General features: G+C 71.7%; 7 protein-coding genes and 2 pseudogenes. 4 read left to right on the top strand and 5 right to left on the bottom strand.

The window, feature by feature from the left end; all coding sequences use genetic code 11:
• Positions 1–133: 133 nt before the first annotated feature.
• Positions 134–769: a TetR/AcrR family transcriptional regulator gene (locus E4N62_RS27460; protein ID WP_230219001.1), complete on the bottom strand. Its 636-nt coding sequence runs from the start codon at positions 767–769 to the stop codon at positions 134–136.
• Between the two features lie 191 nt (positions 770–960).
• Between E4N62_RS27460 and E4N62_RS27455 the strand changes: the two genes are divergently transcribed.
• The 4 genes and pseudogenes from E4N62_RS27455 (at position 961) to atzF (ending at position 7,781) form a co-directional block, all read left to right on the top strand.
• Positions 961–1,785 carry an urea amidolyase associated protein UAAP1 gene (locus E4N62_RS27455; protein ID WP_230218998.1) on the top strand — a complete coding sequence of 275 codons (825 nt, stop codon included), beginning with the start codon at positions 961–963 and terminating at the stop codon, positions 1,783–1,785.
• Complete coding sequence (locus E4N62_RS27450) at positions 1,782–2,423, top strand: urea amidolyase associated protein UAAP2 (RefSeq protein WP_230218996.1); 642 nt, start codon at positions 1,782–1,784, stop codon at positions 2,421–2,423. Before E4N62_RS27455 ends, E4N62_RS27450 begins: the two co-directional genes overlap by 4 nt.
• A pseudogene (locus E4N62_RS27445) lies at positions 2,420–5,937 on the top strand (5-oxoprolinase/urea amidolyase family protein); the annotation flags it as partial. The gene E4N62_RS27450 and the pseudogene E4N62_RS27445, both read left to right, overlap by 4 nt.
• A gap of 250 nt (positions 5,938–6,187) precedes the next feature.
• Positions 6,188–7,781 (top strand): annotated as a pseudogene (atzF, locus tag E4N62_RS27440) (allophanate hydrolase).
• Positions 7,782–7,883: 102 nt separating this feature from the next.
• Here atzF and E4N62_RS27435 read toward each other — a convergent pair.
• The 4 genes from E4N62_RS27435 to E4N62_RS27420 form a co-directional block, all read right to left on the bottom strand.
• On the bottom strand, positions 7,884–10,733 hold the full coding sequence (locus E4N62_RS27435) for an RNA helicase (RefSeq protein WP_230218991.1): 2,850 nt from the start codon (positions 10,731–10,733) through the stop codon (positions 7,884–7,886).
• 164 nt (positions 10,734–10,897) lie between these two features.
• Entirely contained in the window at positions 10,898–11,848 is a 951-nt protein-coding gene (gene tatC, locus E4N62_RS27430) for a twin-arginine translocase subunit TatC (RefSeq protein WP_230218989.1), read from the bottom strand.
• A gap of 50 nt (positions 11,849–11,898) precedes the next feature.
• Positions 11,899–12,186, bottom strand: coding sequence for a Sec-independent protein translocase subunit TatA (gene tatA / locus E4N62_RS27425; RefSeq protein ID WP_230218986.1), 288 nt, complete (start codon positions 12,184–12,186; stop codon positions 11,899–11,901).
• A 258-nt stretch (positions 12,187–12,444) separates the two neighbouring features.
• Complete coding sequence (locus E4N62_RS27420) at positions 12,445–12,639, bottom strand: hypothetical protein (protein WP_230218985.1); 195 nt, start codon at positions 12,637–12,639, stop codon at positions 12,445–12,447.
• Positions 12,640–12,644 lie beyond the last annotated feature (5 nt).

The raw sequence follows: 12,644 nt of genomic DNA, 5'->3' as shown, positions 1-12,644 counted from the left end.
CATATTCAGCAACCGCCTGAAATCACCCTCGCGCAAGGAGTACGCTCTGGTCATTTACACGCCGGGTCGCGGTTCGCACACACCGGGTAGCGGCGAACGGGCATGCGAGAAGAGCCTCTTGACAGGGTGAAGGTCAGACTCCGGCGATGCGCAGCGCGGCGTCCGCCGTCGCCTCCGCGAAGGACGAGACGGGGCGGTCGGGCTCCGAGCGGTGGACGAGGATGACTCCTTCGATCAGCCCGAAGACGAGGTCCGTCCGCAGCTCCAGCTCGCTCTTGGCGAGCGTCCCGCCCACGGCCGTCGCGGCGATCAACTGCCGGTAGGCGTCCTTGAGTTCGGCCCGTACGGCACGGAAGCCCGCGAAGCGTTCGGCGCGGACCTCCGGCAGGAGGTAGAGGCCGCCGAGGTTGCGCGGGCCGCCGCAGAGCAGCGCGACGTCGGCGCGGCACAGCTCCCACAGCCGCTCCTCGGCGGGGACGGCGTCCCGGGCCAGAAGGTCACGGGCGCAGGTCAGCGACGGCGTGACCGTTGACTCCAGCAGCTCTGCGAGCAGCTCCTCCTTGCCGGAGACGTAGTGGTACATGGACGCCTGCCGCATGCCGGCGCGCTCGGCGACGGCCCGGGTGGTGGTGGCCGCGTACCCCCGCGTCGTGAACAACTCGGCCGCGGCGGCGAGCAGTTCGTCCCGGGGCGCCAGTCCGCTCTCCGACCGGCCCTCGGCACGCGGTCTGCCGACCCGCCGCCCACCGCCACCGCCCGCGCTTCCCATGTGTTCGATCCTCGCACACGGCACCCGGACGCCGACTCAGGCCGACCGCCCTGTTCCCCGGCCCCCGGCCGGGCACGATCATCGTGAGGGGGCGGTAACCACCCGGCAACGCGAGGGACATGGCACGGACGCGCCCCGCTCCTAATTTCTGTCGCACGACAGAAATACACGCCGCACCCGGAGGTCCCACGATGGCGACATCGACGACGTACGGAGCACGTGATCACGCCCGCGCCCAGGAGGGCTCCGCCGCCGAGTCCATGCCCGTGGTGCCCGCGAGCGACTGGCCCGCCCCTCCCTGCGAGCCCGCACGGCTGGTCTGGGCCGAGACGGTGGCGGGCGGCACCTACACGCACCAGGTGCTCGCCCGCGGCACCGAGCTCCGACTGACCGATCTGCGCGGCGACGCCTGCGCCCATCTGCTGCTGCACCACGCCGACCGCCCCTGGGAGCGGCTGAACGTGGCCGACACCGTCAAGGTCCAATGGAACGCCTACCTGGGCGAGGGCGTCCTGCTCCTGTCCGACCAGGGCCGGGTCCTGGCCTCGGTGGTCGCCGACACCTCGGGCCGGCACGACGCCCTGTGCGGCACCTCCACCCTCGTACGCAACACCGAGCGGCACGGGGACGGCACCCCGCACTCCGCCTCCCCCGCCGGGCGTGAACTGTTCAAGCTGGCCGCCGCCAAGAACGGTCTGGAACCCCGGGACCTCCCGCCGTCGCTCTCCTTCTTCCAGGGGGTACGGGTACGCGAGGACGGCACCCTCGACTTCACCGGCTCGGCCGGCCCCGGCGCCGCCGTGACCCTGCGCACCGAGCAGGACGTGACCGTGCTGATCGCCAATGTGCCGCACCCGGCCGACCCGCGCCCCGAGTACGTCAGCACCCCCCTGGAAGTGCTCGCCTGGCGTGCCCGGCCGACCGAGCCCGGCGACCCCCTGTGGGACGCCACGCCCGAGGGCCGCCGGGCCTTCTTGAACACCGCCGAGTTCCTCACCGCGAGGGGGATCGCATGAGCACGAGGACCGTGGTCCCGGCCCGCGCCGCCTGGTCGTCGGTGATCCGCGCCGGCGAGACCCTCACCCTCACCGATCTGCACGGCAACCAGGCCGTCGACTTCCTGCTGTACGACGCCCACGACACGGCCGTCCGCTACAGCGCGCCCGACACGATCCACGCCCAGGGCGGCATCTTCCTCACCACCGGCAGCGTGCTGATGTCGAACGAACACACCCCGCTGATGACGGTGACCGCCGACGACGTGGGCCGGCACGACACGGTCGGCGGCGCCTGCTCCAAGGAGTCGAACACCCTGCGGTACGGGCACCACACCTGGTCGCAGCACGCCTGCGTGGACAACTTCCTCTCGGAGGGCGCGAGGCACGGCCTCGGCAAACGCGATCTGGTGTCGAACATCAACTGGTACATGAACGTCCCGGTCGAGCAGGACGGCACCCTCGGCATCGTCGACGGGATCTCCGCCCCCGGCCTCGCCCTCACCCTGCGCGCCGAGCGGGACGTGCTCGTCCTGATCTCCAACTGCCCCCAGATGAACAACCCCTGCAACGGCTTCGACCCGACGGCCGTGGAAGTGACGATCACCGGCCGGGCGCCGGACGCCGGAGAAGCGACGACCACCGGAGCGGGCACATGACCTTCGACACCCTGCTGGTCGCCAACCGGGGCGAGATCGCCGTCCGGATCATCCGCACCGCCCGCGAACTGGGCCTACGCACGGTCGCGGTGTACTCCGACGCCGACCGCTGCGCCGCCCACGTCCGCCTCGCCGACGAGGCGGTACGGCTCGGCCCGGCGCCCGCGAAGGAGTCGTACCTCGACGCGGACCTGGTCCTGAAGGCCGCCAAGGACACCGGCGCGGGCGCCCTCCACCCCGGGTACGGGTTCCTCTCCGAGGACGCGGACTTCGCCCGCCGCTGCGCGGAGGCCGACATCGTGTTCGTCGGACCGACCCCCGACCAACTGGAGCTGTTCGGCGCCAAGCACACCGCGCGGGCGGCGGCCGAGGCCGCGGGCGTGCCCCTCCTGCCCGGCACGGACCTGCTCGCCTCGCTCGACGAGGCCCTCGGCCACGCCTCGGAGATCGGCTACCCGGTGATGCTCAAGGCCACCGGCGGGGGCGGCGGTATCGGTATGTCGGCATGTCGATCCGCCGCCGAACTCACCGACGCCTGGGAGCGGGTGCGGCGCGTCGCCGCCGCCTCCTTCGCCGCGTCGTCCTCGGGGGTCTACCTCGAACGGTTCCTCGAGCGGGCCCGCCATGTCGAGGTGCAGGTCTTCGGCGACGGCGACGGCCTCGTCGTCACCTTCGGCGACCGTGACTGCACCCTCCAGCGCCGCCACCAGAAGGTCGTCGAGGAGGCCCCGGCCCCCGGCCTGCCCGACCATGTGCGCGCCCGGCTGACCGCCGCCGCCCGCGACCTGTGCGCGAGCGTCGAGTACCGCTCCGCCGGAACGGTCGAGTTCGTGTACGACGCCGCCCGCGAGGAGGCGTACTTCCTGGAGGTCAACACCCGCCTGCAGGTGGAGCATCCGGTCACCGAGGAGGTCTACGGCGTCGACCTCGTCGCCTGGATGCTGCGCCTGGCCCGCGGCGACAGGGCCGTCGTCCGGGCCCCGGGCCAGCCGCGCGGCCACGCCGTCGAGGCCCGGATCCACGCCGAGGACCCCTGTCGCGAACACCGGCCGAGCGCGGGCCTGTTGACCCGGGTCGAGTTCCCGCCGGGCGTCCGCGTCGACGGCTGGGCGGAGACGGGCACCGAGGTCACGACGTCGTACGACCCGCTGCTGGCGAAGCTCGTCGCGTACGGCTCCGACCGCGCCCACGCGCTGCGGCGGCTGGACGAGGCACTGGCGAGGACCCGGATCGACGGCATCGAGACGAACCTGGGCCAGCTACGGGCGGCCCTCACCGACCCCGGTTTCCGACGGGCCGACCACACCACGGCGACCCTCGCCGCCGTCTCCGACCCGACGCCCCGCATCGAGGTCGTCTCCGGCGGCACGCTCACCACCGTGCAGGACTGGCCCGGCCGCACCGGACACTGGCAGGTCGGCGTCCCGCCCAGCGGCCCCATGGACGACCTGTCCTTCCGCCTCGGCAACCGGGCGCTGGGCAACCCCGAGGGCGCCCCCGGCCTCGAATGCACCCTCCAGGGGCCCACGCTGCGCTTCACACACGCCACCACGGTCTGTGTGACGGGTGCGCCCGCCCAGGCGACCGTGGACGGCGCACCGGTCGCCCGGTGGGAACCCGTCACAGTGCCCGCCGGATCCGTACTGGCCGTCGGTGCCCCGACCGACCACGGCCTGCGCACCTACGTCCTCTTCGCGGGCGGCGGCCTGGACGTCCCCTCGTTCCTGGGCAGCGCGGCCACGTTCACCCTGGGCCGCTTCGGCGGCCACGGCGGCCGGGCCCTGCGCACGGGCGACGTCCTGCACGGCGGCGCGGCCACGGAACACGCGGCACCCGTCCCGCCGGACGCCCGCCCCGCCTTCCCCACCTCCTGGCGGGTGGCCGTCCTCGAAGGCCCGCACGCGGCACCGGAGTTCTTCACCGAGAAGGACATCCACGAGTTCTACGCGGCCGACTGGAAGGTCCACTTCAACTCCGCCCGCACCGGCGTGCGCCTGATCGGCCCCAAGCCCCGCTGGGCCCGCGCCGACGGCGGAGAGGCCGGCCAGCACCCGTCCAACATCCACGACACCCCGTACTCGGTCGGCGCCGTCGACTACACCGGGGACATGCCGGTGCTCCTGGGCCCCGACGGCCCCTCCCTCGGCGGCTTCGTCTGCCCGGCCACGGTCGTCTCCACCGAACGCTGGAAGCTCGGCCAGCTGCGCCCCGGGGACACCGTCCGCTTCCTCCCGGTCGCCGATGACGCCTCGCCCCGCCCCCCGATCGTCGACGGCGGCGTCCTGGCCCGCGACGGCGACGTGACGTACCGCCGCAGCGGGGACGACAACCTCCTGGTCGAGTTCGGCCCCATGCGGCTCGACCTGGCCCTGAGGATGCGCGTCCACGCCCTGATGGAGGCGGTCGCCGAGGCGGGCCTCGACGGCGTGACCGACCTCACCCCCGGCATCCGCTCCCTGCAGATCCGGACGGCCCCGGCGACCCTGACCCAGTCCGCACTCCTCGACGCGGTCCGGCGGATCGTGACAGCGCTGCCCCCCACCGACGAACTGATCGTCCCCTCCCGCACGATCCACCTCCCCCTCTCCTGGGACGACCCCGCGACCCGCGAGGCCATCGCGCGCTACATGGCGGGCGTCCGCGACGACGCGCCCTGGTGCCCCTGGAACATCGAGTTCATCCGCCGCGTCAACGGCCTGGACACGGTGGAGGAGGTGTACGACACCGTCTTCGCCGCCGAGTACCTGGTCCTGGGCCTCGGCGACGTCTACCTGGGCGCACCTGTGGCCACCCCGCTGGATCCCCGTCACCGCCTGGTGACCACGAAGTACAACCCGGCCCGCACCTGGACGGCGGAGAACTCGGTCGGCATCGGCGGCGCCTACCTCTGCGTGTACGGCATGGAAGGGCCCGGCGGCTACCAGTTCGTCGGCCGCACCACCCAGGTGTGGTCCCCCTGGCAGCAGCGCGGCGCCTTCGAGCCCGGCTCGCCCTGGCTGCTCCGCTTCTTCGACCGCATCAAGTGGTATCCCGTGGACGCCGACGAACTGCTGGCGCTGCGCGCGGACATCGTCTCGGGCCGTTTCGTCCCGCGCGTGGAGCAGGGCACCTTCTCCCTGGCCGAGTACGAGACGTTCCTGTCCGAACACGCCGATTCGGTGGCCGAGTTCAGAGGTCGGCAGCAAAGGGCGTTCGCGGCGGAGAGGGCCGCCTGGGAGGCCGCCGGCGAGTTCGACAGAGCGGAGACGGGGGCCGCCGAGCCGGTATAGCCCGCCGAGGTCCACGTGCCCGACGGCGCCCAGTTGATCGAGGCCGAGTTCACCGCGTCGGTCTGGCAGGTGACCGTCCGACCGGGCGACCGGGTGACCACCGGCCAGCCCCTCCTGACCCTGGAGGCCATGAAGATGGAGTCCCGAGTCCCCTCCCCCACGACCGGCGTCATCGACCGCATCCTCACCACCCCGGGCACCCAGGTGTCCCCAGGCACGCCCTGATCATCCTGACCCCGGACACCACCAACCCGCCTTATAAGGGGCGCGGGGAACTGCGCGAGAACCCCACCCACCCGCACCCGCCGACAACCCCACACCCCACCCCGGTTGGCGGGGGGTCGAAGGGGCACAGCCCCTGAAGGACGGGACGGTAGGGGCGGCGGGGCGAAAGAATCCCCCGCACCCAACGACCGCACCCCACCCCACCCCACCCCCAGGAGCCAACATGCCCCCTCCCCCACCCTCACCAGAGTCCGCACGGCCTACACCCGCATCGAAGCCGTGGACCGCCCCGAGATCTGGATCGACCTACGCCCCCGCGCCGACGCGGGAGGCCGAGGCCGAGGCCATCGACGCCCGCCTGGCCGCCGGCGCCCACCTCCCCCTCGCCGGCCGCCTGCTCGCCGTGAAGGGCAACATCGACGTCCACGGCCTCCCCACGACCGCCGGCTGCCCGGCGTACGCGTACACCCCGGACGCCGACGCCCCGGCCGTCGCCCGCCTCCGCGCGGCCGGCGCCCTCGTCCTCGGCACCACCAACCTCGACCAGTTCGCCACGGGCCTGGTCGGCACCCGCTCCCCGTACGGCGCGGTCCGGGGCGCCCACGACCCGTCCCGCGTCAGCGGCGGCTCCAGCGCGGGGTCGGCCGTAGCGGTGGCGCTCGGCCTCGTCGACCTAGCCCTCGGCACCGACACGGCGGGCTCCGGCCGGGTGCCGGCCGCCTTCAACGGCATCGTCGGCCTGAAGCCCACCCGGGGCCTGGTCCCCACCGCGGGCGTGGTCCCGGCCTGTGCCTCGATCGACTGCGTCACGGTGTTCGCCCGCACTCTCCCGGAGGCGGAACAAGCCCTCGCCCACATGACCTCCCCGCCCGACCGCGTCCTCCCGTCCCTCCCCGCTCCGGGCCCTTGGCGCGTCGCGGTCCCCTCACACGTTCAGCTGGGCGAACTCGACGAGGGCTGGGCGGAAGCGTACGAGGCGACCGTCACCCGTCTGCGGGCCACGGGCGCGGACGTACGCACCCTCGACCTCACCCCGTTCACCGAGGCGGCGGCCATGCTCTACCAGGGCGCCTTCGTGGCCGAGCGCTACACGGCGGTCGGTGCCTTCGTCGACAAGGCGATCGCGGACGGCGTGGACTCCCTGGACCCCACCGTCGCGGGCATCATCACCCGGGCCCGGGACATCCCGGCCCACCAGCTGTTCGCCGACCAGGACCAGCTGTCCGCCCTGCGCACCCGCGCGCTCGCCGAAGTGGCCGACGCGGACGCCCTGTTGCTGCCGACGACACCGGGCCACCCCACCCTCGCCGAGGTGGCCGCCGACCCGCTGGGCGCCAACGCCCGCCTCGGCCGCTTCACCAACTCCACCAACCTCTTCGACCTCGCGGCGGTGGCCGTCCCCGCCGGTGAGGTGAACGGTCTCCCCTTCGGCGTGATGCTGGTCGGCCCGGCCTTCACGGACGGCCGCCTGGCCAGCGTCGCCACCGTACTCCAGCCGGACACCCGCCTGGCGGTGGTGGGCGCCCACCTCTCGGGCCAGCCCCTGAACCCCCAACTGCTGTCCCTGGGCGCCCGGCTGGAACGAACCACCACGACGGCCCCCGTCTACCGCCTCCACGCCCTGCGCACGACCCCGCCGAAGCCGGGCCTGGTCCATGTCGGCGAGGGCGGCGCCCCGATCGAGACCGAGGTCTGGCGCCTCCCGGCAGAGGGCCTGGGCCGCCTCCTGACGACCCTCCCCCGCCCCATGACCCTGGGCACCGTCGAACTCGCCGACGGCACCCGAACCCCGGGCTTCCTCTGCGAACCGTCAGCCCTCGAAGACACCGAGGACATCACGGAATACGGCAGCTGGCGCGACTAGGTAACCCACTGAACAGTCTTCAGGGGCGCGGGGAACTGCGCGAGAAGCCCCACTCACCCGCACCCGTCCGACAACCCAACCCACTCCCCGCCCGGCGAAGCCTCACCCCACCGACGAGTAAGCCACAACCCCCCTCAACACCCCGTCCACAGCCTTACGCGCACTCTTCCCCACGGTCGACCCGGCAGGCGCCGCCGCGGAGATCTGCCCCAGCACATCGATCACCTGCTTGCACCACCGCACGAAGTCACCCGCCGGCATCTCCACCTCCCGCAGCACCTCGTCCAGCCCCGCTCCCGAAGCCCACATGTACGCGGCCCAGGCGAAGCCGAGATCCGGCTCCCGCTGCCCGACCCCTTCGCTCTGCGTGATCCGGAACTCCTCCTCCAGCGCGTCCAGCCGCCCCCAGATCCGCACCATCTCCCCGAGCGCGGCCTTGGCGTTCCCGGACGGCAGCTTCGGCGCCATCGCGTCGTCCCCGACGCGCGCCTCGTAGACCAGCGCCGAGACGCACGCAGCGAGCTCCGCGGGCCCGAGCCCCTCCCACACACCCGCGCGCAGACACTCACTGGCGAGCAGGTCCAGCTCGCCGTAGAGCCGGGCGAGCCGCTTGCCGTGCTCGGTGACCTCGTCACCCCGCAGATAGTCCAGCTCGGTGAGCAGGGCGACGATACGGTCGAAGGTCCGCGCGATCGTGTTCGTACGGCCCTCGATACGCCGCTCCAGCTGCGCGGTGTCCCGCTTGAGCCGGTGGTACCGCTCGGCCCACCGTGCGTGGTCCTCACGGTCGCTGCACCCGTGGCACGGATGCGCTCGCAGCTCGGCGCGCAGCCGCGCGATCTCCCGGTCGTCCGCGGCGGCGGCCCGCCGCTTGCGGTGCCGGTCCGGCACCAGATGCCCGGCCTTGGTGCGCAGCGCCGACGCCAGGTCCCGGCGCGACTGCGGCGAACGCGGGTTGAACGACTTCGGGATCCGCATCCGCTCCAGCGCCTCCACCGGCACCGGGAAGTCCATCGACGCCAGCCGCTTGACCTGCCGCTCGGCGGTCAGCACCAGCGGACGCGGCCCGTCGTGGTGCTCGAACCCCCGGTGGCCGTTGGACCGCCCGGCGGGCAGCCCCGGGTCCAGCACCAGCGCGAGCCCGGCGTACTTGCCCGTGGGCACATGGATGACGTCGCCGGGCTTGAGCTTCTCCAGCGCGACGGCGGCCTCGGCGCGCCGCTGCGCGGCCCCCTGCTTGGCCAGCTCGGTCTCGCGGTCCTTGAGGTCCCGCCTGAGGCGCGCGTACTCCTCGAAGTCCCCGAGGTGGCAGGTCATGGACTCCTTGTAGCCCTCGAGGCCCTCCTCGTTGCGCTGCACCTGGCGGGAGATCCCGACGACCGACTTGTCGGCCTGGAACTGCGCGAACGAGGTCTCCAGCAACTCGCGCGAGCGATGCCGCCCGAACTGCTCGACCAGGTTGACCGCCATGTTGTACGACGGCCTGAAGCTGGAGCGCAGCGGGTACGTCCGGGTGCCGGCGAGCCCGGCGAGGTGGTCGGGGTTCATGCCCCGCTGCCACAGCACCACCGCGTGGCCCTCGACATCGATGCCGCGTCGGCCCGCACGCCCCGTCAGCTGGGTGTACTCGCCGGGGGTGATGTCGGCGTGCTGCTCGCCGTTCCACTTGACGAGCTTCTCCAACACCACCGAGCGGGCGGGCATGTTGATGCCGAGCGCGAGGGTCTCGGTGGCGAACACGGCCTTGACCAGGCCGCGTACGAAGAGTTCCTCGACGACCTCCTTGAACGTCGGCAGCATGCCCGCGTGGTGGGCCGCGATGCCGCGCTCCAGGCCTTCCAGCCACTCGTAGTAGCCGAGGACGTGGAGGTCCTCGCGGGGGATGGAGGCGGTGCGTTCCTCGACGAGGGCGCGCACCTTGTGCCGGGACTCGTCGTCGTTCAGCCGGAGGCCCGCGTACAGGCACTGCTGGACGGCGGCCTCGCAGGCGGCGCGGCTGAAGATGAAGGTGATGGCGGGCAACAGACCTTCGGAGTCGAGCCGTTCGATGACCTCGGGGCGGCTCGGGATCCAGATCCTCGACCGCTGTCTGCGCTCGCGCTCACGGTCGGCCTCGCGCATGGCACGGCCGCGCCGGCGGTCCTGGAAGGAGGGCCGGCTGGCCTCCATCCGCGCCATCCGGGTCAGGTCCGGGTTGACGGCCTTCTTGTTGCCCTCGCCCTCCTCGAACAGGTCGTACATCCGCCGTCCGGCGAGCACGTGCTGGAACAGCGGCACCGGCCGGTGTTCGGAGACGATCACGTCGGTGTCGCCGCGCACGGTGTCCAGCCAGTCGCCGAACTCCTCGGCGTTCGACACGGTGGCGGACAGCGAGACCAGGGTGACCGACTCGGGAAGATGGATGATCACCTCTTCCCACACGGCGCCCCGGAAGCGGTCGGAGAGGTAGTGCACCTCGTCCATGACGACGTATCCGAGGCCGAGGAGGGTCTGGGAGCCCGCGTACAGCATGTTCCGCAGGACCTCGGTGGTCATCACGACCACGGGGGCGTCGGAGTTGACGCTGTTGTCACCGGTGAGCAGACCGACCTTGTCGGCGCCGTAACGGCGGCACAGGTCGGCGTACTTCTGGTTCGACAGGGCCTTGATGGGTGTCGTGTAGAAGCACTTCTTGCCCTGTTGCAGGGCGAGGTGGACGGCGAACTCGCCGACGATCGTCTTGCCCGAGCCGGTGGGGGCGGCCACCAGGACGCCCTTGCCCGCCTCCAGCGCCTGGCAGGCCTCGATCTGGAAGGGGTCGAGACCGAAGTCGTACATCTCGCGGAAGGAGGCGAGCGCGGTGGCCTGCTCGGCAGCGCGCCTACGTGCTGCCGCGTACCGCTCGGCCGGTGAGAGGTCCTCTGTCATCGTGCTTTCGAGCGTACCGGGCCCCACTGACAACAGGACGATCATTATCCGGATCGTGGCACCGTCGAGATCAGGACCGCCCATCGTCCGAAAAGGAATCACGGCGAACGGACGGACGTACGACGGCGGTGGGCCCCACCCGGGATGCCGGATGGGGCCCACCGCCGTCTCGTCTCGTCTCGGCTTCGTGCCGTGCCGTGTGCCGGTGCTCAGGTCACGTCGTCGTACCCGTTGATCCGTTCCCGCTCGGGCTCGGTCTGCGCGGGGAGCGCCTTGGCCGCTGACACGGTCTCGACCTCGCCGACGTCCTCGGGGGTGAGATCCAGCTCGGAGGCCTCGTCGTCGTCGGGGCCGAGCGCATCGCGCTGTCGCCTGCGCTTGTCGTTCAGCAGGGAGAAGCCGGTGGCCAAGAAGTACAGCAGGATGATCGGCGCGGCCAGCGAGAGCATCGAGACCGGGTCGACGGTCGGGGTGGCGAACGCGGCGAACACGGTGACGCACATGATCATGGCCCGCCACCAGCCCAGCATCCGTCGGCCGGTGACCATGCCGGTCATGTTCAACATGACGAGCACGAGCGGCAGCTCGAAGGAGAGGCCGAAGACGATCACCATGCGGGTCACGAGGTCCAGCAGCTCGTCCAGCGGCAGCAGGTTGACCGTGTCGTCAGGGGTGAACTCGAGCAGGACCTCGGCGGCCGCGGGCAGCACGTGGTACGAGAAGTAGGCGCCCACCATGAACAGGGGGAAGCCCGCGGCCACGAAGGCCATCGAGTAGCGCTTCTCGTGCCGGTGCAGGCCGGGCGCGATGAAGGCCCACAGCTGATAGAGCCAGACCGGGCTGGCGATGACCACACCGGCCGTCAGGGACACCTTGATCATCAGCGTGAACGGGCCCATCAGGCCCGACATCGTGATGTTGCCGCAGGCTCCCTGGCTCTCCTTGGCGAGCTCGGTGAAGTCGCGCGTGCACCCGACGGACTCCTGGACCGGCCGGGTGAGGAAGTTGATGATCTCCTGATAGAAGACCAGACCCACCACAGAGGCCACGACGATCGCCAGGAGCGCTTTGCCCAGCCGGTTGCGGAGCTCGCGAAGGTGCTCCACGAGGGGCATCCGCCCCTCGGGATCCTTCTCCTTGTTGCGGGCAGACTTGAGCAACCCACGTCCTCATCTCGTGCGGCAGGCCGGAAGTCTGGTCCGGCCTTGCGTCAGCGCTTGGTGGTGTCCGTCGGCTCGGTGACCGGGCGCGAGCTGGTCACGTCGCCGGGAGCGGCCTGGATGGTGCGCTGCGCGGGGGCCTCGCCGCCGGCGTGCGGGGGTGCTGCCGCCGCGTTGGTGTCGTCCTGGCCGTCGGACTTCATGGCCTTGGCCTCGCTCTTGAGGATGCGGGCGGACTTGCCCAGCGAGCGCGCCATGTCCGGAAGCTTCTTCGCACCGAACAGCAGGATGATGACGACGAGGATCAGAATGATCTCGGTGGGGCCGAGCCTACCCATAGCTGTCTACCTTCTTCACCGAGGCGGCGGGTGGGGGCTGTCCGACCAGTCGGACAAGTGTCCGAACGATCGTACTGGCAGCGATCGTAACGCTCAGGGGTGAACGCTGGGCAATCCCCTTGCGCACTCCCGATTCGCGACCCGGGCCTCGTTCTCCGTGCCGCGACAGGCAGCGTACCTGCCCAAGGTGAGAAGGTGACAGGGCGAAGTGGCGCAAAACGCACCGCGCTGTCAACTCACAGGAGCCTCGGCCGCGCCTCACAGAGCGTCCACAGAGCGGGCCGCGCTCGCCGTCGCCCGCTCCAGATCCTCCGCCGCCCGGCTGATCCTCCGCGCCGACTCCGCGACCTGTGCTCCCAGCCGCCGGGCCTCCAGAAAGACCCGCACGGCCAGCACCCCGAGCACGACCAGCCCGACAAAACCCACAGCCACCGCGAACATCGCCCAGAACATGAGCC

Origin of the sequence: Streptomyces sp. MNU76, from assembly GCF_020982545.1 — a bacterium.
Lineage (GTDB): Bacteria > Actinomycetota > Actinomycetes > Streptomycetales > Streptomycetaceae > Streptomyces.
Note: the sequence above shows the minus strand (reverse complement) of the source record. Positions and strands in the feature narration are given on the sequence as shown.